This window comes from Cryptosporangium aurantiacum (assembly GCF_900143005.1).
Taxonomy (GTDB): domain Bacteria; phylum Actinomycetota; class Actinomycetes; order Mycobacteriales; family Cryptosporangiaceae; genus Cryptosporangium; species Cryptosporangium aurantiacum.
In genome coordinates this window covers 1-22,148 of record NZ_FRCS01000018.1, presented here as the reverse complement: position 1 = coordinate 22,148, position 22,148 = coordinate 1, and the positions used below count along the sequence as shown (strand labels likewise).

Sequence of the window (22,148 nt, the reverse complement as noted above, 5' to 3'; positions counted from 1 at the left end):
GACTCTCCGGTTGACGGCGAGCACCCGCCTCCGATAGACGAGCGTCACACCCCCGAACGAAGGTCCCCCTCGATGATCCGATGGTCCCGTCGTGCCCTGGGCCGTGCCCTGCGGCGCTGCGCCGTTCTCTCGGCCGCCGCCGTGATCGGCGGTGCGAGCCTCGGCGTCCTGCTCCCCTCCACCGCTCAGGCCGCCGGCTGTGCCCCCCGCACGGGGCCCGCCCAGCGTCAGGTGGAGAAGTACCTCGGCCTGCCGGTCGACGGCACCGCCAGCGCCGCGGACTGCCTGGCCGTCCAGCGCTTCCAGCGCCGCATGGACATCCGCCCGGCCGCTGGTTACGCGGGTCCGCTGACGTCGAAGATCGTGTCGCGGCTCAGCAAGGCCTCGCTCGGGTCGTGCGGCTACTCGGCCGGCATCCGGGTCTGCGTCGACCTCACCCACCAGGTCTTCTGGATCACCCGATCCGGCCAGCGCATTCACGGGCCGGCGCCGATCCGGACCGGCCGCAAGGGCCTGACCACGCCCGCTGGGACGTTCAAGATCCAGGACCGCAAGATCAGCACGGTCTCGACGATCTTCAAGGTGCGACTGCCGTACTGGCAGCGCTTCTACCGGGACATGGGCTTCCACCAGACGACGACCTACCTGCACGACTCGGGCTCGCCGGGTTCGCACGGGTGCATCAACCTGCTTCCGGCGGACGCCAGGGTCCTGTGGAAGTACACGAAGACCGGAACGCCGGTGAAGATCTTCGGACGCAAGCCCGGTACCTAAGGACCACCCGGGCGGACCAGCCCGCTCTCGTACGCGAACACCGTCGCCTGCACCCGGTCGCGCAGCCCGAGCTTGCCCAGGATCGCGTTCATGTGGGTCTTCACCGTGCTCGTCGTGACCACCAGCGCAGCCGCGATCTCACCGTTCGACAGCCCCTTGGCGACCAGGCGAAGGACGTCACGCTCGCGGCGGGTGAGCTGGCCGAGCCGGGTGGTCGATCCCGGCTGGCGCGGTGGCGCGGCGAACGCGGAGGCCAGCGTGTTGACCGCGGTCGTGCCGCTCGGCACCGCACCCTCGGCCGCGCGCACGATCAGCTCCACGACCGTGGCCCGGCGCGCGTCGGCGCGGAGAAATCCGATCGCGCCGGCCCGCAGCACCGCCCGTAGCTCGGCGTCAGGTGCGCCCGCGACCAGCGCGATCAACCGGCTCGGCCGCCCGCCGACGTCGGTGACCTCCCGAGCCATCAGCGCGGTCAGCTCCGGCCTTCCGGGGAACCGGCCCACCAGGACGACGTCCGGCTGAGCCCGTTCGAGCAGACCGAGCCGGTCGCGTCCGGCCGAGTGGTCGGTCAGCACGTCGAAGCCCGGCTCCGACTCGAGCAGACCCGTCGTTCGGTGCAGCCCCGGGTCCCGATCGCCGCCGACCACCGCGATCCGAGCCCGATACCGCTCCGCGGGCCGGGCGCGTGGCATCACCGGCGCAGCGATTGGGTCACCCCCGTTCGATCACACGGCGGCGTCCAGCCGTCCGATGCGTACCTTATAGCCACTATCCGTAACTGCTCGATCGTGTCGCGTTACCAACCGCGTGTTCGGGCGTTGGTCTGATCGTGTGGCGGAGAATCGGGAGCGCGCGGCGAGCGGCCGGGGTCGGTGCGCTCGGGCTGCTGGCCGTGCCGGCGTTCCTGATCGGCGCCGGTCTCGGCGACTCGTCCCCCGCCGGACGCTACGGGCCGACCGCAGTGCAGGCACCGGGCCGGGCCGCGGTCGACTCACCATCGGCGACTCCCCAGGCGGTGTCTCCGGCCAGCGATCGGCAGGCGCGGGACGCCGTCGACCTGAGCACCGCACCACCCGAGCCGCGCACGGCTCCCGGGCTGCGTCTCCGCGTAGTGGCACCGGACGGGCCGCTGACCGCCGACGAGCTCGTGCAGTTCCGGGTGCGGTGGTCGGACGGGAACGGCCGGTACGCCGGGCTCGCCGAAGACTGGGGCGACGGCACCGCGGCCAGTTCGCTGGAGGTCGTCGGCTGCCGGGGCGACGCCGGACCGCACAGCGGCGAGCTCACCACCGCCCACCGCTTTCCGGTCGGCCGCTACCGCGTCCGCCTGACCGTGACGACGGCCGACTGCGACGGCCGCACCGAGGCCCGCTCGGCCGAGGTCACGATCGACGTCCGGCCGGCCGACGACCGGAACGACCCCGACGGCCGCTCCGAACCGCCTGCCGAGGACGACGGCAGCGGTCTGCCGATTCTTCCCACCGACCCGGGGTCGACGCCGCCGTCCGGGCCGACCGCCACGACCAGCACTCCCGCGTCCCCGTTGCCCTCGGTGGAGTCCCTCGGGCACCCGTAACCGACACCCGAAAATCCACCTGCGCTGATCGACCAGCACCTCATCCGTATCGCCGAGGCCGAGCGCACCGATTCGGACACGCCGTAGGGGTCCGCTCGCCGACGGTGGATCCGCACGGGCAGACTGAAGAGATGCCCGAGCTACCGGAGGTCGAGGCGCTCGCCGCGTACCTACGCGAGCGCGCGGTCGACCATGCCCTCACGCGGGTGGACGTCGCCGCGATCGGAGTGCTGAAAACGTACGACCCGACGCCGATCGCGCTGCACGGTGCCCTGGTCACCGGTGCGACCCGGCACGGCAAGTTCCTCGACCTGGACGTGGACGGCGTCCACCTGATCACTCACCTGGCCCGAGCAGGCTGGCTGCACTACCGGGAGAGCCTGCCCGCCGCACCGCCGAAGCCGGGCCGGGGGCCGATCGCGCTCCGCGTCCACCTGGATGACGGGTCGGGTTTCGACCTCACCGAGGCCGGGACCAAGAAGAGCCTCGCCGTCTACCTCGTCCGTGACCCGAACGAAGTGCCCGGCATCGCCCGGCTGGGCCCGGACGCGCTCGCGATCTCGGAGGCTGAGTTCGCCGAGCGGGTCCGTGGGCAGCGCGGGCAGATCAAGGGTGTGTTGACCGACCAGACCGTGCTGGCCGGTGTCGGGAACGCCTACTCCGACGAGATCCTGCACGTCGCGAAGCTCTCGCCGTTCGCTCTCGCGTACCGCTTGAGTGACGAGGACGTCACGCGGCTGTACGGTGCTCTCCGGTCGGTGTTGACCGACGCCGTCGAGCGCAGCATCGGTCAGGGCGCTGCGACGCTCAAGGCCGAGAAGCGCTCCGGGCTTCGCGTCCACGCACGGACCGGCCTACCCTGCCCGGTCTGTGGCGACCTCGTGCGGGAGGTGTCGTTCGCCGACCGGTCGCTGCAGTACTGCCCGACCTGCCAGACCGGCGGCAAGCCGCTCGCCGATCGCAGAATGTCCAAGTTGATCCGGTGAAGTCCATGCAGGCAGTGATGAGTCCCACCAGTCACCGGTGTCCCTGGTTTCGCACCGGCAGAAGGAGCGCTACCGTGCCCTATCCGACGCGTGCGCGGTCGGGGGTGGGCGTCCGCGAGTGCACTGACACGGCACCGACCGGTGGCCGTCTCGACCGGATCGCCGTCGGCGACCGGAGTGGGGAGTGGACCTTCGTGCGGTCGAGGCGACTGTCGTGACCCAACGCGCTGAACGGGCAGGCACATCCACGTCCCCGTCCCGGGCTTCTCAACCAGCCGCCGAAGCAGCGCCGTCGACCGGCGCCGCGAACGGCAGTGCTCCGAACAGAAGTGGCCGCATGCACGACCTCGCCGCACCCTCGACCTCTGCCGTCGCTCCACCCGCTACCACCGGCCCGCCGTCGGTGGGTGCGCCCGAGGCCGTCGCCAACACGCTCGCGCCAAGCCTGGAGAGCAGCCTGGTGATCGAACCGGGTGGCGTACAGCGGTCGCCGCGTACCCGCAGCGGTACCCGGCAGACCCGGTGGGCGCTGCGGTACCGCCTGCTGCTGCTGCTGCTCGACTTCCTCAGCTGCTCGGCCGCCGGCTGGGCGGTCATCCACATGTACCCGCAGGCCGAGGCGGGCTTCTTCGACCGCACGGTCCTGAACTGGACCGCGCTGCTGATTCTGCCGGCGGCCTGGATCTTCGCGCTCTGGGTGCACGGTGCGTACGAGGGCCGGTACCTCGGCCTCGGCCCGGACGAGTTCAAGCGCGTGCTGAAGGCGATCATCTCGCTCACCGCGGTGGTCTGTTTCCTCGCGTTCACCCAGAAGGCCGACCTGTCGCGTCTGTCGGTCGGTACGGTCCTGCCGCTCACGGCAACGGTGACGCTGCTCGTGCGGTTCGTGACGCGGAAGGCGCTGCACGTCATCCGCAAGCGTGGCCGTGCCTCGCAGCGAATCCTGCTGGTCGGGACGCTCGGCGAGGCGCTGTCGGTCTACCGGATCACCACCCGCAACCCGAACGCCGGTCTGGTACCGGTCGGGATCTGCCTCACCGAGCCGACCTCCGAGCAGGCGTCGCTGCCGATCCCGGTGTTCAACGGCAAGGTCGAGCCGCTCGACCGGGTCAAGCAGGTCGGGGCCGACACGATCGCCGTCTGTGGTGCCCGCGGGGTGTCCCCGGAGGCGCTGCGCCGGTTGGCCTGGCAGCTGGAAGGCAGCGGTGTCGACCTGGTCGTCGCGCCCTCGCTCACGAACATCGCCGGTCCGCGGGTGCACATCCGCCCGGTCGAGGGCCTGCCGCTGCTGCACGTCGAGGAGCCGACGATCTCCGGCGTCGGCTGGCTGATCAAGGGCCTGTTCGACCGGCTCGCCGCGTTCTTCGGCCTGCTGCTGATCTCGCCGATCCTCGGCATCGCCGCGCTGGCGATCAAGATTTCCGACCCCGGGCCGGTCTTCTTCCGGCAGGCCCGCGCCGGCCGCGGTGGCCACACGATCCGCGTCTGGAAGTTCCGGACGATGTACGTCGACGCCGAGGAACGCCTGGCCGAGCTGCTCGGTAGCAACGAGACCGACGGCCTGCTGTTCAAGATGTCCAACGACCCCCGGATCACCCGGGTCGGACACTTCCTCCGCAAGACGTCGATCGACGAGCTGCCGCAGCTGATCAACGTGCTGCTCGGCGAGATGTCGCTGGTCGGCCCGCGTCCGCTGCCGGTGAAGAACGAGGAGTTCGCCGGGGACGTCCGGCGCCGGATGTTGGTCCGGCCCGGCATCACTGGGCTCTGGCAGGTCTCCGGCCGCTCGAACCTCTCCTGGGAGGACGCGGTCCGGCTGGACCTGTACTACGTCGACAACTGGTCGCTCGCATTCGACTTCATGATTCTGTACAAAACGCTGTTTGCCGTGATGAAGCGGGACGGGGCTTACTGAACTCGGGGATAGGTCGCGCCGACCGCGGCCAACCCTCATCATGGGGCGATGAGCAGCGTCGCTCCGGCGGCGGCGGTCCCGCTGGGTGCGTCGCTCTGGCCGGCGTCCACGACCGCGGCCACTGTGGCCGCGGTCGTTCTCGGTACGGCGGTCCTGCTCGCGGTCGCCGTGGTCTTACGGTCCCGGAAACGACGGGTGATCGCCACCCCGACCCAGCGCGCGACCTACCAGGTGCTGCACGTGGCGAGCCTGGCCGCGCCGCCGCTGCGCTCCGGCCTGACCGAGGCCACCGCGGCCAAGGCGATCCGGCCGCTGCACCAGCTGCTCGGCGGACCGGCGCTCGGCCTCATCGCTCCCGATCGGGTGCTGGCCTGGGAGGGCCCCGGCGAACACCACGCGCCCGCCGTGCTCGCAGCGCTCGTCAACTCCCGGCCGGAGAACCTGCACGAGGGCACCGGGCGCGTGATCGCGCTCCGCGCCGAGGACCTGACCTGCGACCTGCTGGAGTGCCCGGTCCGCGGTGCGGTGGTGGTACCGCTGTCGACCGGTGAGGAGACGGTCGGTGCGCTGGTCGCGATCGTTGATACCGACGCGGTACCCGGGCTGGTGCGGGCCGCCGTGGAGACCGCCGAGTGGGTGTCCGCGCAGCTGGCGTTCGCCGAGCTCGACGCGTCCCGGGAGCGGCTGGCCGAGGCTCAGCTCCGCGCGCTGCGGGCGCAGATCAGCCCGCACTTCATCTACAACGCGCTGTCCGCGATCTCGGCGCTGGTGCGCACCGACCCGGACCGGGCTCGCGAGCTGATCGAGGAGTTCGCCGAGTTCGTGCGGTACAGCGTCCGCGCCCACGGCGAGTACACGACGCTGGCCGAGGAACTGCGCTCGATCGATCGTTACCTGCTGATCGAGCGCGCCCGCTTCGGCGATCGGCTCCAGGTTCGGCTGCAGGTCGCGCCCGAGGTGTTGCCGGTCGTCGTCCCGTACCTGTGCTTGCAGCCGCTGGTGGAGAACGCGGTCCGGCACGGGCTGGCCGGTAAGGCGGGCACCGGAACGGTCAGCATCATCGCGTCCGATGCCGGCTCGGAGTGCCTGATCAGCGTCGAGGACGACGGCGTCGGCATGGATCCCGAGCAGCTGCGCCGCCCGGAGGGCACCGAGCGCAGCGAGGCACGCAGCGCGCACGTCGGGCTGACTAATGTGGACGACCGGCTGCGCTCGGTGTTCGGACCGGGGTGCGGGCTGGTCGTCGAGACCGCGCTGGGGGCAGGCACGAAGGTGAGCATGCGGGTACCGAAATTCCAGCCTGGGGTCCGGGTGGTGAGCGGATGGGCGTCGTGAGAGCGCCGGGGTTGCGCGTGCTGGCCGTCGATGACGAACCGCTCCAGCTGGACGAACTGGCTTACCTGCTCCGGGGCGACGCCGGGGTCGCCGAGGTCGTCACCGCGAACGACACCACCGAGGCGCTGCGCTGCCTCCGCGACCGAGCCGTCGATGTGGTGTTCCTCGACATCCGGATGCCCGGCCTGGACGGCATGGAGCTGGCCAGGGTGCTGGGGCGGTTCGCCTCACCACCGGTCGTCGTTTTTGTCACCGCGCACGACGACCGTGCCGTTGACGCGTTCGACCTGGGCGCCGCCGACTACCTGCTGAAGCCGGTCAGGGCCGATCGGCTGGCGGAGGCCGTTCGGCGGGCCGCACGGGCCAGGGCGGCGACCGCCGGACCGCGGCCCAGCCAGGAACCGGTCGCCGACGACGTGATCCCGGTCGAGTTGGCAGGCACCACGCGGATGCTGCCGCGGTCGTCGGTGCGGTGGGTGGAGGCGCACGGCGACTACGCCCGGCTGCACACCGCGGACGGTAATCACCTGGTCCGGGTGCCGCTCTCGCTGCTCGCCGAACGGTGGGCCGACGCCGGTTTCGTCCGGATCCACCGGTCCTACCTGGTGGCTCTGCGGGTGATCGCCGAGTTGCGGCTGGGCTCCAGTGGGTACGTGGTGGTGGTCGACGGGCAGGAGTTGCCGGTCAGCAGGCGTCACACCAGGGAACTCAAGGACCGTCTGGTGCGCGCCGCGAAAGCGGGCTGGCGATGAGCCGACTGCACTAACCTGCGCGCGGGAGGTGTGATGGACGACACCACGGCAGCGACCCGTCCGCAGCGTGTCCGGGTCGTGCTGGGTGACATGCCCCAGGCGCGACGGACGCCACCGGTGCGGGCGGAGCTCGACCAGCAGACCGGCGTCGGCGAGGTACTCGTCCGCGGTCTGGTCCGGGCTCAGCTGGGCCTCGCCGTGCGGATGGCCGCGCTGGTCGCCCTGTCGGTGGGTTCGATCCCGCTGGTGTTCGCGCTCTTCCCGGCGTTGGCCGAGGTCACCGTGCTCGGGATCCGCTTACCCTGGCTGCTGCTCGGCGTCGCCGCGTACCCGCTGTTCGTCGGCGCCGGGTGGATCTACACCCGTGGTGCCGAGCGCAACGAGCGAGACTTCGTCGAATTGGTCGAACGCTCGTGAGCCCGGCCGGGCTGGTCGCCGTCGTCGCGGTCACCCTGGCGACGATCTCCCTCGGCCTCTACGGCGTCCGGCTGGCCCGGACCACGAGCGACTTCCTGGTCGCCAGCCGCGCGGTGAGTCCGACCTGGAACGCCGCGGCGATCAGCGGGGAGTACCTGTCGGCCGCCAGCTTCCTCGGCATCGCCGGTCTGGTGATGAAGAACGGCGTCGACATGCTCTGGTACCCGGTCGGCTTCGCCGCCGGTTACCTCGCGCTGCTGCTGTTCGTCGCCGCGCCGCTACGCCGATCCGGCGCGTACACGCTGCCGGACTTCGCCGAGGCGCGGCTCGGTTCCCCCCGCTTGCGCGCGCTGACGACCGCGTTCGTCGTCTTCATCGGCTGGTTCTACCTGGTGCCGCAGCTGCAGGGCGCCGGCCTGACGCTCGGCACGGTCACCGGCGCGCCCTACTGGGTGGGTGCGGTCGGAGTGGCGATCGTCGTCACCGCGAACGTCGCGGGTGGCGGCATGCGCTCGATCACGTTCGTCCAGGCTTTCCAGTACTGGTTGAAACTGACCGCGATCGCGTTCCCGGTCGCCGTGCTGCTGCTGGCCTGGCAGGCCGATCAGCGCGCCGAGCTGGCCCCGCCGAGCGTCCCGGAGTTCCGCGCCTCCACCGACGTCGACGTGCGCGCCCCGGTGCGGGTGGAGGTCAGCGAGCCGGTGACCGTGCAGCTCGACGGTGCGCTCGACGGCGTCGAACGGGACGGGCCCACCACGCTGACGGCGGGCGAGCACGAGATCGGGCCCGGCACGGTCACGTTCCCGGCCGGCGCCGCTGTCCCGCACCTGGTCGGGTTGGCGGCGCGGGACGGTGCCGCCTGGCTGGCCCCGTCGACGACCGGCGAGACCGAGTTGTTCGGCGTCTACTCGCTGATCCTCGCCACGTTCCTCGGGACGATGGGTTTGCCACACGTCCTCGTGCGCTTCTACACCAACCCCGACGGTGCGGCCGCCCGCCGCACCACGCTGGTCGTCCTCGGCCTGCTCGGCACGTTCTACCTGTTTCCCGCGCTGTACGGGGCGCTCGGCCGGGTCTACACCCCGGAGCTGTTCATGACCGGCAACACCGACGCGGTCGTGCTGGTGCTGCCCGGGGCGATGCTCGACGGCTTCGCTGCCTCGCTGGTCGGTGGCCTGGTGGCGGCCGGCGCGTTCGCCGCGTTCCTGTCCACTGCGTCCGGATTGCTCGTCTCGGTCGCCGGTGTGCTCGCCACCGACGTGATCGGCACCGGGGACGTCGGCCGGGGCGCCGGTTCGGTGACCGGGTTCCGGTGGGCCGCGGTGCTGGCCGGTGCGGTGCCGACCGTGCTCGCGCTGCAACTGCACGGGCTGGACGTCTCGCAGGTGGTGGGGCTCGCCTTCGCGGTCGCCGCGTCGAGTTTCTGCCCACTGCTGGTGCTCGGCATCTGGTGGCGCGGCCTGACCGACGCCGGCGCGGCCGCCGGGCTGCTGGTGGGTGGTGGCGCGGCTGCGGTGGCCGTGTTGCTGGCGGTCGCGGGGCCCGAATTCACCGGATGGCCGGCCGCGCTGGTCGCGCAGCCGGCCGCGTGGACGGTGCCGCTAGCGTTCGCGGTGATGGTTGTGGTCTCGGTGCTGACACGGCGTCGCGTTCCGCACGACGTCGGGGCGACGATGCTCCGTCTGCACGCTCCCGAGTCGCTTCGTCACTGATAGTAGCGTTATTGCTGATCAGTTCCGGTGAGGGCCGATCGGACCTCAAAATGGTGGCCTCAGTACGGTGGAACCTCTTCCGAACGGCAGCAAACAGACGCTATACCCGAGGCATCCAATGTCGTGGTGAGCGCGCGACCCGGAGAGGACGGGGACAATGCACCGTTTCCGCGATGCCACCCAGGGTGGATCCGTGCGGCGCACCGGCCGTTCCCATCTGTCCGAAGGCATCCGCGCTCAACATGACCCGGTGACCGCCGGTCTGCCGTGGTACGGCTGGCTGTTCGACCGCATCCTGGCCCATACGCCGGACGTCGCAGCGGTGCTCGAGGTCGGAGCCGGCGCGGGTCTGCTCTGGACCTACAACTACGACCGCCTGCCGATGGCCTGGTGGGTCTGGCTGACCGACCTTTCTCCGGACGTCGTGACCGAGCTGCGCAACGCGGTCGACGGCGCTCCGCAGGTCACGGTCACCCAGGGAGAGTTCGCGGACCTGCCGCTGGGCGACTCCGCGTTCGACACCGTGGTCGCCAACCACCTGCTAGAGATCCTCGACGACCCGGCGCCCGCGCTGGAGGAGTTCGACCGGGTGCTGCGGCCGGGCGGTTCGATCGTGATCGCCGCCGACGGCCCGACCCACCTGATCGAGCTCGACCGCCTGCTGGCTGGCCGGGTCGAGGGTTGGCGTCCGCTGGACGTGCCGCGGTTCCACCTGGGCAACGGGGCACTCGTGCTGGCCGACCGGTTCGCCGGGGTGCGGCTGGAGCGCTTCTCGGACGGGTTCCGGCTGCTCGACCCGGACGCGGTGATGGGGCTGCTGACGATGGTGTGTGGTGCGCAGCTCTCGGCCGCCCACGCCCAGGAGATCCGCGCCGAGGTCGTCGCCGTGATCGACCGCGACGGCGCCTTCCGACTCACCACCGACACGGGCTTGTTCGTCGCAACGGCGCGTTAGATATCCGCTGGGCGGGCATCTAACGGGTTATGACACCGGTACGCTTCGCTGCCCGCTCGCTGTTGGGCTACACGTTCGTCCGTGGGGGCTACGCGGCGCTTCGCAACCCCGAAGAATCCGCGGACGCCGTCCGGCCACTCGTCGAGCGGGTCTCCAACCAGTTCCCGTCCATCCCGAAGGACCCGGCCACCGTGGTCAGGGCGACCGCAGCCGTCCAGATCCTGGCCGGCGTCGCGCTCGCCACCGGCCGTGCGCCGCGCCTCTCGGCGCTGCTGCTCGCCGGCTCGCTGGTGCCGGCAGGCGGCATCCTGCCGCACAAGTCCGCGGACGCGACCCCCGAGGCCAAGGCCCGGCAGCGCGCCGAGTTCGAGAAGAACCTCGCCGTGCTCGGTGGCCTGGTGCTCGCCGCGGTCGACACCGAGGGCCGTCCGAGCCTCTCCTGGCGCGCTCGACGTGCCGCGAAGGACGCCCGTAAGGCGACCGAACACGCGGCCAAGTCGGCCAAGAAGACGACCGGCCACGCCGCGAAGTCCGCCCGGAAGTCCGGCGAGCACGCGGCCAAGCTGGCCCGGGAGAAGCTGCCCGTCTAAATACCGCCTGGCGCTGTGACGAACGCCACTGAGCGCCGAGTCCCGACCGCTCGTCGCAGCGAGCGACCGGGACAGGGTCCGGACCGGTTAAGGATGCTTAGCGTGCGGGCACGATCACCCGGGGAGGTGCCCGCATGTCCACCGATGTCCATTCGACGGACGCCGATGCCCCTGACGAACGCGCTGCGCGCGCGCTCGCGATGCAGGCGAGTCCGGAATTCGCCGAACTCCGCCGCACGATCCGCCGCTTCATCTTCCCGATGACCGCGGCGTTCCTGACCTGGTACTTGCTCTACGTCGTGCTCTCCGCCTACGCGCGCGGCTTCATGGACGCCAAGGTCGTCGGCAACCTCAACGTCGCCTTCTTCTTCGGTGTTCTGCAGTTCGTCTCGACGTTCTTGATCGCCTGGCTCTACTCGCGGTACGCCGCGAAGCGGTTCGACCCGCTGGCCGAGAAGATCAAGGCCGAACTCGACGCCGCGGCCGCCGGAGATGCTGGGGCGGCCAAATGAACACCGGTGCGATTCTCGCCGCAGAAGCGAGCGGCACGAGTTCCGGCGCCCGGACGCTGACGATCGTCCTGTTCCTGCTGTTCGTCGCCGCGACGCTCGGCATCACGATCTGGGCCAGCCGGCAGACGAAGACCGCGACCGACTTCTACGCGGGCGGACGCGGCTTCTCCGGCTTCCAGAACGGGCTGGCGATCGGCGGCGACTACATGTCGGCGGCGTCGTTCCTCGGCATCGCCGGCATCATCGCGCTCTACGGGTACGACGGCTTCCTGTACTCGATCGGCTTCCTGGTGGCGTGGCTGGTCGCGCTGCTGCTGGTCGCCGAGCCCTTGCGGAACTCCGGCCGGTTCACGATGGCGGACGTGCTGTCGTTCCGGATGCGGCAGCGACCGGTCCGGACCGCGGCGTCGCTCTCCACGATCGTGGTCTCGATCTTCTATCTGCTCGCGCAGATGGTCGGCGCCGGCGCGCTGGTCGCGCTGCTGCTCGGCATCAAGTCCGGGGAGACATTCCTCGGGATGACCGCCGACACCGCCAAGATCGTCACGATCATCCTGGTCGGCGCGCTGATGATCGTCTACGTCACGGTCGGCGGCATGAAGGGCACGACCTGGGTCCAGATCGTCAAGGCCGCGCTGCTGATGACCGGCGCCGCGCTGATGACGGTCCTGGTGCTGTGGAAGTTCAACTTCAACATCTCGACGATGCTCGGCGAGGCGGCCGAGGCGTCCGGTAAGGGCACCGCGTTCCTGGAACCTGGTTTGCGCTACGGCGTCGAAACCGCCGGTGATGCCGGAAAGACGCTGACCAGCAAGCTCGACCTGATCAGCCTCGGCCTCGCGCTGGTGCTGGGCACCGCGGGTCTGCCGCACATCCTGATCCGCTTCTACACGGTGCCCACGGCCAGGGCCGCCCGGACGTCGGTCAACTGGGCGATCACGCTGATCGGCATCTTCTACCTGATGACGCTCGCGCTCGGCTTCGGCGCGGCCGCGCTCGTCGGTGGTGAGGCGATCGCTGCCCAGGACGCCGCAGGTAATACCGCGGCCCCACAGTTGGCCGAGGAACTCGGTCGGGACATCGCGGGTGACGGCGGCGGTGCGGTGCTCCTCGCGATCATCGCGGCGGTCGCGTTCGCCACGATCCTCGCGGTGGTCGCCGGTCTGACGCTGGCCTCCAGCTCCTCGCTCGCCCACGACTTCTACGCCAACGTGATCAAGCGTGGGCAGGTGGACGAGCGGAAGGAGGTCAACGTCGCCAAGATCGCCGCGTTCGTGATCGGTGGCGTCTCGATCGTCCTGGCGATCTTCGCCCAGCAGCTCAACGTCGCGTTCCTGGTCGCGCTGGCGTTCGCGGTAGCGGCGTCGGCGAACCTGCCGGCGATCCTGCTCTCGCTGTTCTGGAAGCGATTCAACACGGCGGGCGCGACCGCGGGCATCTACGGCGGTCTGATCGCGGCGGTCGTGCTGGTGTTCTTCTCGCCGGTGGTGTCCGGCAAGGGCGTCAACCCGGTCACTGGCAAGAGCCTGTCGCTGTTCCCGGCCGACGTCGACTTCCACTGGTTCCCGCTGGAGAACCCGGGTCTGGTGTCGATTCCGATCGGGTTCGCCTGCGCGATCATCGGTACGTACCTGTCGAAGGAACACGACAAGGAGAAGTGGGCCGAGCTCGAGGTCCGGTCCCTGACCGGGTCCGGAGCGGTCTGACAGGAGGCTTCCCCGCCCGGTGGCGGCGCTCCACCCCTCGTCCGGGAGGGTGGGACGTCGCCACCGTGGTGTTCCGGAGTGATGTCGACTGCGGGCTGCGGGTCTATGGCGGGGCGGGGCTGGGTACCCTTGCCGGAACCACAGCCGACACACGCGGGGCGGTCGCACGCAGATGGCACAGCGGTACGGAACCGGTCACCGGATCTTGTTGACTGGCGGTGCCGGCTTCGTCGGTTCCCACCTCTGCGACGCGCTGCTCGCGCGCGGCGCCGAAGTCGTCGTCGTCGACAACTTCCTGACCGGCAGCCGCGAGAACATCGCGCACCTCGCCGACGAACCTCGATTCACGCTGGTCGAGGCCGACGTGATCGACGGGCTCCCGGTCGGCGGCCGGTTCGACGCGGTGCTGCACTTCGCCTCGCCCGCGTCACCGACCGACTTCGAGAAGCTCGCGTTCGAGGTCATGAAGGTCAACTCCGCGGGGACGTTCCACTGCCTCGAGCTGGCGCGCGAGCAGGGCGCTCGTTTTGTGCTTGCGTCGACCTCCGAGGCGTACGGCGACCCCGAGGTGCACCCGCAGCCGGAGACGTACCGGGGCAACGTCAACCCGATCGGTCCGCGCGCGGTGTACGACGAGGCCAAGCGGTTCGCCGAGGCAGCGACCGCCGGGTACCGCCGCATTCACGGCGTCGATACGGGCATCGTCCGCATCTTCAACACCTACGGGCCGCGGATGCGGCCCGACGACGGCCGGGCGATCCCGACGTTCGCCTCCCAGGCGCTGGCAGGCGCACCGATCACGGTGCACGGCACCGGCGGTCAGACCCGGTCGATCTGCTACGTCTCCGACCTCGTGGACGGCATCATCGCGATGCTCGACTCGGACGAGCCCGGCCCGGTCAACCTCGGCAGCGAACACGAGCTGACGATGCGGGAGCTGGCCGAGACCATCGTCGAGCTGGCCGGCTCCCGGTCGACGATCAGCTTCCTCCCCCGCCCGACCGACGACCCTGAGCTGCGTCGACCCGATCTGACCCGGGCCCGTGAGCTGCTCGGCTTCGCCCCGTCGGTCGGTCCCGCCGAAGGACTGGGGCGGACGCTCGAGTGGTTCACCGCCCACACCGCCGAGGCCTCCGCGTCGCCCGCCTGACCGCCCCGCTGTCGGTTCTCCGACCCCAGCTCATCGAACCCTGCTCTGACCTGCGAAAACACTGATAAGTGACCGCTCGGGTGCCCGGGTGGACAGTTGTCGTCACGACAGTCTCGCTAGACGACCGTCGATACGCTGAATGTTGTCCGGCCCCGACGAGACGGCGGACGACGACCCCCCAGAGCGAGGAGCGAACCCTGTGGCGCGCACCCAACCCCCCGCGACCAAACCCAGCGGCGCGGGCGGCACCGTGTACGGCACCCGGGGGACGAGCACCCGGGGGACGACGTACGGCACGACCGGCCCGCGGAAGACCAAGCCGCGGTGGGGCCGCATCGCGCTCGTGGTCGGCGGCGTGGTCGCACTGATCGCGCTGCTCGTGGCCGGCTGTGGGATCGCTTACGTCACGAACCTGGACGAGAAGCTGAACCGCACCGACGCCTTCTCCGGCCTCGGTGAGCGGCCGAGCAAGTCGGTCGAGGGGACGCAGAACATCCTGGTGCTCGGCTCGGACTCCCGTGACGGTGGTGCGTACGACCCGAACGCCGAGCCGAACAGCGGCGAGGTCAAGAACGAGCGCGCCGACACGATCATGCTGCTGCACATCCCGGCTGACCACTCCAAGGCCTACATCATCTCGATCCCCCGTGACACCTACGTCTACGTGCCGGAGCTGAACGGGAACGGCGGTACCAGGGCGAAGATCAACGCGGCGTTCGCCTGGGGCGGCATCCCGTTGACCGTGAAGACCGTCGAGAACTTCACCGGCGTCAAGATCGACCACGTCGCGAAGATCGACTTCAACGGCTTCAAAGCGATGACCGAGGCGCTCGGCGGCGTCGACGTCACCGTCGACAAGACGGTCTACGACCCGCGCAGCAAGCGGACGTTCAAGGCCGGCGTGAACCACCTCGACGGCGACGCCGCTCTGGACTACGTCCGCCAGCGGTACAACCTCCCGCGCGGCGACTTCGACCGCGTCCAGCGCCAGCAAATCTTCCTCCGGGCGCTGATGCAGAAGGCCACCGACTCCGGGACGCTGACCAACCCGGTCAAGCTCAAGAAGTTCCTGGACGCCGCGACGACGTCCCTCACCGTGGACAACGCGTTCTCGCTCAAGGACATGGCGCTGGAGTTCCGTGGGCTGCGCCCCGGCGACCTCGCGTTCGTGACCTCCCCGCACCTCGGCTCGCAGACGGTCGACGGCCAGAGCGTCGTGGTCTCCGACAAGGAGAAGGCCGTCGAGCTCTGGAGCGCGGTGGAGAAGGACAACGTGGCCGACTGGCTCGCCGCCAACCCGGGCAACAACGTCACCAGCGGGCGCTGACGACCCGCTCGACGTCGACGACGGCCCGCCGAATCGCTCGGCGGGCCGTCGCTCGTAGTTACCGGGCCGCACGTATGCCAACGGCGGATGGTTCAACTAATCAACCGAACGACTCGACAATTCGGTCGTTCGCATCGTCGTGTCCCGCTAACCGCCAACAATCTAGGCAGAAACTCCACCCGGCCGGGCCCTAGTCGTTACAGTATCCGCGTCCTGACAGTCACCTGACAGTCGCCTGAGAGGACGCGCCGAGGCCATCGTGGGTAGGCACGCGAACGGCGATACGCCGACCGGAGTTCTATTCGTCAAACCCGAGGACCCGAAGTTTCGTCGGGCCGCGGGTGGTCGGAAGACGGGCAAGATCCCTCGGATCAAGCCGCCGTCGGCCGACACCGGGTTCCTTCCGGCTATGTCCGTCAATAGCTCTGACGGAGCGCAGACCGCGATCATCCCGTCGCAGCGACGGTCGCCCGAGCCCGTCGCCGCCGCAGCGGCGCCGGTTCCGGCACAGCGGGCCCCGCTACCCGCCCAGGGGGCACCGCTCCCCGCGCAGAGGGCACCGCTCCCCGCGCAGCGCGGTCCGGTCGCTCGTAGCGCCCGCCCGGTTTCGCCGGCCCGGGTGCCGGCTTCCCCGGCCAGGGTGGCTGTGCCGCCGGTTCGCGTGTCGGTCGCTACTCCTGCGCCGTTCGCCGCTGCGGGCCCGCAGGCACGCGTCCCGATGAGCCTGCCGATGTGGACGAAGGTCTGCCTGGTTCTGGGCGCGGTGCTGGTGCTGGTCGGGTTCGGAGGGCTCGGTGCCGCGTACGCGGTCAACCAGCAGGCCGACACCCGCTCGACTGGCAACGAACTGATCCAGCGCTGACCCCGGCCTCCCACCCGTGACCGGAATTCGGGATCATTGTCGGCATGGTGCAGCCCTCGCTCCCCGCTGAAGTCCCGGACGTCACGCCCGACTCGCTCTCCGACGAGGTCTATCTGCTCGACGTCCGAGAGCACGACGAGTGGGACGCGGGCCACGCACCGCACGCCCACCACATCCCGATGCGAGAGATCCCGGCGCGGCTCGCCGAGGTGCCGACCGTCGGGGAGGTCATCGTCGTCTGCCGTGTGGGTGGACGCTCCGCGCAGGTCGCCGCGTATCTCGCCGCCCAGGGCTGGGAGAACGTCGCGAACCTCGACGGGGGAATGCTCGCCTGGGAGGCCTCCGGACGTCCGGTGGTCGCCGACACCGGTCTCCCCGCTCGGGTGCTCTGAACGCTTCGTTTGCGTCGTTTGGTCGCTATCTGTTCACCAACGTGTGACTCGGTGTTTGCGACCACCCGCAACTTGCGTCCCGGCTGTCCGCTATCTTTTCGGCCGTGCACTCCGACGGCCCGCTGGTCGTGGCCCATCGAGGTTCCTCGTTCCTGCTCGCCGAGCACACCTTGGCCGCCTATGAGAAGGCGCTGACCGAGGGTGCCGACGGTCTCGAGTGTGACGTCCGCCTGACCCGGGACGGTCACCTCGTCTGCGTCCACGACCGCAGGCTCGAACGTGTGTCCAACGGGCGCGGTGCGGTCAGCGACCGCTCGCTCGACGACTTGCATTCGCTCGACTTCGGCGGCTGGAAAGTCGACCTGCCGGAGTCGGCGGACGACCTGATCGCGGCTGCCCGCGACCGCGACTACCGGCAGCCGATCGTCGACGACGACAAGATCCGCGACGCCCAGCGCCGGGTCCTGACGTTCGACCGTCTGCTCGAGCTGTTCGTCGATTCGAGCCGCCGGGTGCAGCTCTACGTCGAGACCAAGCACCCCACCCGCTGGGGCGGGCTGGTCGAGCAGCGCTTGGTCGCCAGCCTGCGCCGGTTCGGTCTGGTCCCCGACCGGGCGACGCCGGAGGTCGCCTCCTCCCCCGTCGTCGTGATGTCGTTCTCGCCGATGGCCGTGCGGCGGCTGCGGGAACTCGCGCCGTCGCTGCCGGCTGTGCTGCTCTTCGACGGCCTACCCCGGCTGTACCGGGAGGGGACGCTGCCGTTCGGCGCGACGATCGCCGGCCCGGGCGTTCACGTGCTGCGGTCGCGGCCGCGGTTCGCCGAACGGATCCACGCCGCCGGTAATCAGCTCTACGTCTGGACGGTGGACGAGCCCGAAGACATGGAGTTCGTGATGGACCTGGGCGCGAACATGATCGCGACCAACCGGCCCGCCCGGTTGCTCAGCCATCTCGAACGAGTGGTCTGACTGCCGGTTCTGGCCGGCACGGTGTTCGATGGGACCGTGCCGGACGAGACCGTGGGAGCGCAGCCGGGAGGCGGAGGCCTGCCGCCGCTCGAAAGGGGCCTCCCGCCGCTCGACGCCGCGGACGCCTTCACGGCGATCACTCGCATCCTCGACGACGTCGCAGGCGGGCCGGTGGAAGTGCCAGCCCTCCGCCGCGTGATGGACGCGCTGGAGCAGCTGGTCGGCGGCGTCGGCGCCGCTTTCCTGTTGGCCGAGCCGGGCGCGATGCGAGCCGTCGCGACCAGTGACTCGGTGAGCTGGCTGACCGGTCGGCGATTACCGTTGTCCGGCTCGTCGTTCGCCCGGTTGTTCGGTGGGCCGCACCGCACGATCGAGTTCGGCTGGGCCGACGCGACGCCCGTCCTTCGCGAAGATCTTCGGGAACGCGGTTGCGAATGGATCCTGATGACCAGGGTGGTCCGCCGCTTCGGGCCGCTCGGCGCGCTCGCGGTGGCGATCGAGTCCCCGCGGGACGGGCAGCTGCGCACCGAGCGAGCAGTGCTGGAGTGCCTCGCGGCCGGCGTCGGCGCGCTCGCGGTGATCCGCCCGGACCGTCTGCCCGACCCGATCGGCACGGTGGCCGCTGCGGTGCCCGAGGGGGTCGCCGTCGTGGACGCCGGCGGGCTCATCCAAGCCTGGAACCCGGCCGCTGAGGAGATCACCGAGGGCGCGACCGACAAGATGCTCAACCAGCCGCTTCCGTTTCCCGTGCCGGTGCCCGGCCAGGTGCGCGAACACCGGCTGCAGAACGGCCGCTGGATCGAGGCGCGGTGCGCAGCCCTCGACGCGTCCCGCCGCGTCGTCACGTTCTACGACGTCAGCGAGAGCCGACGCGAGGACGAGGCGCAGAACCTGTTCCTCGCCACCGCGAGCCACGAACTGCGGACGCCGCTGACGATCATCCGCGGTTACGCCGACACTCTGGTGACCCGCTGGGACCAACTCGACGACGTCGGACGCCGCTCGGCCGCGGAGGTCATCGGCACCCGCACCAGACAGCTCGCCGCGCTCGTCGATCGGCTGCTCAGCGGTGACCGGGCCGGCGGTACCCGGCCCGAGACCCAGGCTTTCGACGTCCGCACCGCGCTGGCGAGCGCGCTGGCGTCCGCTCCGGCCAACGAGGACGGCCACCGGTTGCGCGCCCGCATCCCGGCGACACTTCCGGCCGCGATCGGCGAGCCGGACACGATCCCGACGATCGTCACCGAGCTGCTGACCAACGCGTACAAGTACTCGCCGGACGGTGGCGACATCGAGGTGAGTGCCGGTGCCGACGTCTCGGCGGTCTGGTTCCGGGTCGCCGATCGTGGCGTCGGCGTGCCACCGGACCAGGCCGAGTCGGTGTTCGCGCGGTTCTGGCAGGTGGACCGCGGTGACCAGCGGCGATTCGGCGGCGTCGGGCTCGGGCTCTACATCATCCGGCAGCTGCTCGACCGGCAGGGCGGATGGGTTTCGCTGCGGCCACGCCTCGGTGGCGGCTCGGTGGTCGAGGTTCGTCTGCGCCGCGCCGACCATCCACGCCCCACAGCGGAGGGACCGGCGTCGTAGGCTCCAGCCGACCGAGGTGTCGGCAGCGAGGAGTGGTCGTGGGTAAGCGGGGACGTCGGGAGAAGAAAACCAGGGATGTGTTCGTCGGGCGTCCGTTCGAAGGGCTGGCGACCGAGGCCGAGTGGGTCGCCCTGCGCGAACTCGTGCCTGCGGCGACCGCGCCCCTCGCCCTCGCCGATCACCCCGACCGCCCGGTGGTCCTGACCACGGTGCTCCCGATGGCTCTTCCGGCGCTGGTCAAGCCCGACGGACGGATCTTCCTGTCCGTCCAGATGCCTGCGCGGTCCGGTGACCTGAGCCGCGACCTGGCCGCGGTTCTCGAGGACGCGCTCCGGGTGGAGCCCGGCAACTACGTCGGGGCCGCCGGTCTGCCGGAGCCCGGCCCGCGGCTCCAGGATCTGCTCGCTGACGACGGCCGCCTCGACGTGACCGTGCACGCGACGTTCGACTACTGGTTGGACGACCCGCGGCCGGACGACCCGGAGGTCTCGGCCAGCCTCGAACAGGCGAACTCCTCGATCTTGCCGACCGTCGCCGTACCCTCGGCGCCGGCCGCGTACTGGTGCCAGGTCACGGAGAAGGCGCACCTGCGCTGGGTCCTGCCGGAGCCCGAAGACACGGCACTGGACGCGCTCGCCCGGCTGCAGGCCGCAGGCGACCTCGCGCTCGGATCGACCGGCCGGTACGTCGGTGCGTTCCGCGCGCACGGTCTCCTCGCTCCGGTCTGGGACCTGCCGCGCGACCCGGAGCCGGCCGAGTACGAGCAGCCGTTGGCCGACCTCGCGAAGCGATACGCCGACGCGGTCGCGGTCACCGAGCCGCTGAACGCCGCCGAGCGGCGGGCCAGGGACGGCCTGCGCGGCCGGCAGCTGACGCTGCGCTGAACGTGGCCGCCTAGCCGCCGAGCGGGTCGCGGACGATCGGGCAGGACATGCACCGGGGGCCTCCCCGGCCCGATCCGAGTTCGCTGCCGGGGATCCGGATCACCTCGATGCCGGCCTCTTCGAGCTGGGCGTTGGTCTCGACGTTCCGCTCGTACGCCACGGCCAGCCGCGGCGCGATGCAGAGCGTGTTGTTGCCGTCGTCCCACTGTTCGCGTTCGGCGGTGACCGGATCGAGGCCGGTCGGGATGACGCGGAGCCGGTCGAGGCCCATCGCCTCGGCCGCGGCTGCCAGGAACGGGACCGGCCCGCTCACCGTCGGCTCGCCGTCGGAGCCCGGGGTGAGCCGATACGCCACGAGCGTGTCGGCCACCGCGGGGTAGGCGACGACCGCGTCCAGGTCGACCATCGTGCACACGGTGTCGAGGTGCATCGTGGCTCGCTGCTGCGCGATCGGGACGGCCAGCACCGTGTGCGTCGTGCTTGCCTCGCCGTCGGCGAACAACCTGCTCGCCAGCCGTTCCGCGCCAGCCGGCGTCGTGCGCTCGCCGACACCGACGGCCACGACGCCGGGCGCCAGCAGCAATACGTCGCCGCCCTCGAGCGGCTCGAGGTCACGGCCGTACAGCGCGGGGGATCCGGCGAAGCGCGGGTGCCAGCGGTAGATCGTCCCGGTGATCGTGCTCTCCCGGAGGCGCGCGGGCATGGCCATGCTGGTCACCGCCGACGCGTCCCGCACCCAGACGCTGGAGTCCCGGGTGAACAGCGTGTTCGGCAGCGGTTCGAGCACGAAGTCGTGCTGGTCCATGAGGCGGTACGTGAGCCCGGATCCGTTGCGGAGCTCTTCGTGCGCGAGGCCTGCGATCACGGTCGCCGCGAGGGCTTCGGCGTCGAGCTCTTCGAGGTGGTCGGCCACTCGCTTGCGGAGAGTGTCGCCCCACCGGCGGTCGCCGAGAAGCGATTCGGAGATCTCCTTGCGAGCGCCCGGATCGGCCAGCGCCTCGGCGAGCAGCTGGTCGACGTAGAGCACTTCGACGTCGTGCGAGCGGAGCGCTTCGGCGAACGCGTCGTGCTCCTCCTGCGCTCTTCCGACCCAGGGGATGCCGTCGAAGAGGAGCGAACCGTTGTTCCGCGGGGTGAGGCGCCGGAGCTCTGGGCCGGGCCGGTGCAGCATGACCGTGCGAAGCCGGCCCACCTCGCTATCGACGTACGGGCGCCGTGTCGAGGACTGGGGTCGTTCGAGGTCTGACACGCGGGAAGGTTACCCAGGCCCCTCAATTCCACCCTCGGGTTCGAGCGGAACGGCGCCCCAGGAGCCTCAGAAACCCCACGCAGCCCGCTGACCAGCCGATTTGCAGATCGCTACGGCCCCTGCCTAAAGTTCAACCCGTCGCCGCGAGCGGATCGAAAGATTCACGAGCGCGACGCGGGCCGGAAACCTACGCAGGTAGGTGGAAGGGCCGCCGGGCGGTTGCTCAAGTAGCCCGGGAACTTCTCGAAAGTCCCCGGGTTGACAGAGCGAGACCGACCGAGCTAAGTTGGAGGGGTTGCTGCGGGCGGAGCGGCGCGGGCGAAAGTCCAGCGAAACGCGAATCCGACCGAGTGCAGCCAATCACAAGAAGTAAGCCCCAGCAAAGCCTTGGCGGGCGGGTCTGGTGCGCGTGTGTTGTTTGAGAACTCAACAGTGTGTTCAAAAGTTAGTGCCAAGTGTTTTACCCTCGGCCCATCGTTTGGTGGGTTGATGGTTCCTT

General features: G+C 70.3%; 21 protein-coding genes. 19 read left to right on the top strand and 2 right to left on the bottom strand.

Going from position 1 to position 22,148, the window contains the following annotated elements; translation table 11 throughout:
• Nucleotides 1-72: 72 nt before the first annotated feature.
• Nucleotides 73-774, top strand: a complete 702-nt coding sequence (locus BUB75_RS36690) for a L,D-transpeptidase (protein WP_073264087.1) — start codon at nt 73-75, stop codon at nt 772-774.
• Here BUB75_RS36690 and BUB75_RS36685 read toward each other — a convergent pair.
• Nucleotides 771-1,466: a LuxR C-terminal-related transcriptional regulator gene (locus BUB75_RS36685; protein WP_084742160.1), complete on the bottom strand. Its 696-nt coding sequence runs from the start codon at nt 1,464-1,466 to the stop codon at nt 771-773. The genes BUB75_RS36690 and BUB75_RS36685 overlap by 4 nt on opposite strands.
• 137 nt (nt 1,467-1,603) lie before the next feature.
• Here BUB75_RS36685 and BUB75_RS36680 point away from each other — a divergent pair, with 137 nt between their 5' ends.
• From BUB75_RS36680 to BUB75_RS36600, 18 genes are all read left to right on the top strand, one after another.
• Nucleotides 1,604-2,350 (top strand): hypothetical protein, encoded by a 747-nt coding sequence (locus tag BUB75_RS36680; RefSeq protein WP_073264085.1) that lies wholly within the window; start codon nt 1,604-1,606, stop codon nt 2,348-2,350.
• Nucleotides 2,351-2,481: 131 nt separating this feature from the next.
• Nucleotides 2,482-3,336, top strand: a complete 855-nt coding sequence (locus BUB75_RS36675) for an Fpg/Nei family DNA glycosylase (protein ID WP_073264083.1) — start codon at nt 2,482-2,484, stop codon at nt 3,334-3,336.
• Nucleotides 3,337-3,673: 337 nt separating this feature from the next.
• Nucleotides 3,674-5,251, top strand: coding sequence for a sugar transferase (locus tag BUB75_RS36670; RefSeq protein ID WP_084742159.1), 1,578 nt, complete (start codon nt 3,674-3,676; stop codon nt 5,249-5,251).
• Between the two features lie 48 nt (nt 5,252-5,299).
• Nucleotides 5,300-6,586 carry a histidine kinase gene (locus BUB75_RS36665; protein ID WP_084742158.1) on the top strand — a complete coding sequence of 429 codons (1,287 nt, stop codon included), beginning with the start codon at nt 5,300-5,302 and terminating at the stop codon, nt 6,584-6,586.
• Complete coding sequence (locus BUB75_RS36660) at nt 6,574-7,338, top strand: LytR/AlgR family response regulator transcription factor (protein ID WP_073264081.1); 765 nt, start codon at nt 6,574-6,576, stop codon at nt 7,336-7,338. The genes BUB75_RS36665 and BUB75_RS36660 overlap by 13 nt, the downstream gene beginning before the upstream one ends.
• Nucleotides 7,339-7,371: 33 nt before the next feature.
• The gene (locus BUB75_RS36655) at nt 7,372-7,755 is read left to right on the top strand and encodes a cofactor assembly of complex C subunit B (protein ID WP_073264079.1); all 384 of its coding nucleotides are present in this window, start codon (nt 7,372-7,374) and stop codon (nt 7,753-7,755) included.
• Nucleotides 7,737-9,467, top strand: coding sequence for a sodium/solute symporter (locus BUB75_RS36650; RefSeq protein ID WP_425430917.1), 1,731 nt, complete (start codon nt 7,737-7,739; stop codon nt 9,465-9,467). Before BUB75_RS36655 ends, BUB75_RS36650 begins: the two co-directional genes overlap by 19 nt.
• A 250-nt stretch (nt 9,468-9,717) precedes the next feature.
• Nucleotides 9,718-10,422 (top strand): class I SAM-dependent methyltransferase, encoded by a 705-nt coding sequence (locus BUB75_RS36645; RefSeq protein ID WP_073264074.1) that lies wholly within the window; start codon nt 9,718-9,720, stop codon nt 10,420-10,422.
• Nucleotides 10,423-10,451: 29 nt separating this feature from the next.
• The gene (locus BUB75_RS36640; RefSeq protein WP_073264071.1) at nt 10,452-11,012 is read left to right on the top strand and encodes a DoxX family protein; all 561 of its coding nucleotides are present in this window, start codon (nt 10,452-10,454) and stop codon (nt 11,010-11,012) included.
• A 134-nt stretch (nt 11,013-11,146) separates the two neighbouring features.
• Nucleotides 11,147-11,524 (top strand): DUF485 domain-containing protein, encoded by a 378-nt coding sequence (locus BUB75_RS36635; protein ID WP_073264069.1) that lies wholly within the window; start codon nt 11,147-11,149, stop codon nt 11,522-11,524.
• Entirely contained in the window at nt 11,521-13,230 is a 1,710-nt protein-coding gene (locus BUB75_RS36630) for a solute symporter family protein (protein WP_073264066.1), read from the top strand. Before BUB75_RS36635 ends, BUB75_RS36630 begins: the two co-directional genes overlap by 4 nt.
• Before the next feature lie 172 nt (nt 13,231-13,402).
• Nucleotides 13,403-14,380, top strand: a complete 978-nt coding sequence (locus BUB75_RS36625) for a UDP-glucuronic acid decarboxylase family protein (RefSeq protein ID WP_073264064.1) — start codon at nt 13,403-13,405, stop codon at nt 14,378-14,380.
• A gap of 139 nt (nt 14,381-14,519) precedes the next feature.
• On the top strand, nt 14,520-15,707 hold the full coding sequence (locus BUB75_RS36620; RefSeq protein ID WP_084742156.1) for an LCP family protein: 1,188 nt from the start codon (nt 14,520-14,522) through the stop codon (nt 15,705-15,707).
• A gap of 718 nt (nt 15,708-16,425) precedes the next feature.
• Complete coding sequence (locus BUB75_RS45800) at nt 16,426-16,569, top strand: hypothetical protein (RefSeq protein WP_178380077.1); 144 nt, start codon at nt 16,426-16,428, stop codon at nt 16,567-16,569.
• Nucleotides 16,570-16,613: 44 nt separating this feature from the next.
• Complete coding sequence (locus tag BUB75_RS36615; RefSeq protein ID WP_073264062.1) at nt 16,614-16,961, top strand: rhodanese-like domain-containing protein; 348 nt, start codon at nt 16,614-16,616, stop codon at nt 16,959-16,961.
• 104 nt (nt 16,962-17,065) lie between these two features.
• Complete coding sequence (locus BUB75_RS36610) at nt 17,066-17,929, top strand: glycerophosphodiester phosphodiesterase family protein (RefSeq protein WP_073264060.1); 864 nt, start codon at nt 17,066-17,068, stop codon at nt 17,927-17,929.
• A 36-nt stretch (nt 17,930-17,965) separates the two neighbouring features.
• Nucleotides 17,966-19,516 carry a sensor histidine kinase gene (locus BUB75_RS36605; protein WP_143175647.1) on the top strand — a complete coding sequence of 517 codons (1,551 nt, stop codon included), beginning with the start codon at nt 17,966-17,968 and terminating at the stop codon, nt 19,514-19,516.
• Nucleotides 19,414-20,400, top strand: coding sequence for a DUF5926 family protein (locus BUB75_RS36600; protein WP_425430915.1), 987 nt, complete (start codon nt 19,414-19,416; stop codon nt 20,398-20,400). The genes BUB75_RS36605 and BUB75_RS36600 overlap by 103 nt, the downstream gene beginning before the upstream one ends.
• 10 nt (nt 20,401-20,410) lie before the next feature.
• Here the strand turns inward: BUB75_RS36600 and BUB75_RS36595 are convergent, their stop codons facing one another.
• Nucleotides 20,411-21,649, bottom strand: a complete 1,239-nt coding sequence (locus tag BUB75_RS36595; protein ID WP_073264056.1) for an arginine deiminase — start codon at nt 21,647-21,649, stop codon at nt 20,411-20,413.
• Between the last annotated feature and the right edge of the window lie 499 nt (nt 21,650-22,148).

Bases quoted from the DNA above. Each gene is read 5' to 3' on its own strand.
- BUB75_RS36665 (WP_084742158.1), top strand. From the start codon at position 5,300: ATGAGCAGCGTCGCTCCGGCGGCGGCGGTCCCGCTGGGTGCGTCGCTC.
- BUB75_RS36670 (WP_084742159.1), top strand. From the start codon at position 3,674: ATGCACGACCTCGCCGCACCCTCGACCTCTGCCGTCGCTCCACCCGCT.
- BUB75_RS36630 (WP_073264066.1), top strand. From the start codon at position 11,521: ATGAACACCGGTGCGATTCTCGCCGCAGAAGCGAGCGGCACGAGTTCC.
- BUB75_RS36625 (WP_073264064.1), top strand. From the start codon at position 13,403: ATGGCACAGCGGTACGGAACCGGTCACCGGATCTTGTTGACTGGCGGT.
- BUB75_RS45800 (WP_178380077.1), top strand. From the start codon at position 16,426: ATGAGCCTGCCGATGTGGACGAAGGTCTGCCTGGTTCTGGGCGCGGTG.
- BUB75_RS36600 (WP_425430915.1), top strand. From the start codon at position 19,414: ATGGGTTTCGCTGCGGCCACGCCTCGGTGGCGGCTCGGTGGTCGAGGT.
- BUB75_RS36675 (WP_073264083.1), top strand. From the start codon at position 2,482: ATGCCCGAGCTACCGGAGGTCGAGGCGCTCGCCGCGTACCTACGCGAG.
- BUB75_RS36615 (WP_073264062.1), top strand. From the start codon at position 16,614: ATGGTGCAGCCCTCGCTCCCCGCTGAAGTCCCGGACGTCACGCCCGAC.
- BUB75_RS36690 (WP_073264087.1), top strand. From the start codon at position 73: ATGATCCGATGGTCCCGTCGTGCCCTGGGCCGTGCCCTGCGGCGCTGC.
- BUB75_RS36635 (WP_073264069.1), top strand. From the start codon at position 11,147: ATGTCCACCGATGTCCATTCGACGGACGCCGATGCCCCTGACGAACGC.
- BUB75_RS36620 (WP_084742156.1), top strand. From the start codon at position 14,520: ATGTTGTCCGGCCCCGACGAGACGGCGGACGACGACCCCCCAGAGCGA.
- BUB75_RS36655 (WP_073264079.1), top strand. From the start codon at position 7,372: ATGGACGACACCACGGCAGCGACCCGTCCGCAGCGTGTCCGGGTCGTG.
- BUB75_RS36640 (WP_073264071.1), top strand. From the start codon at position 10,452: ATGACACCGGTACGCTTCGCTGCCCGCTCGCTGTTGGGCTACACGTTC.
- BUB75_RS36660 (WP_073264081.1), top strand. From the start codon at position 6,574: ATGGGCGTCGTGAGAGCGCCGGGGTTGCGCGTGCTGGCCGTCGATGAC.
- BUB75_RS36685 (WP_084742160.1), bottom strand. From the start codon at position 1,466: ATGCCACGCGCCCGGCCCGCGGAGCGGTATCGGGCTCGGATCGCGGTG.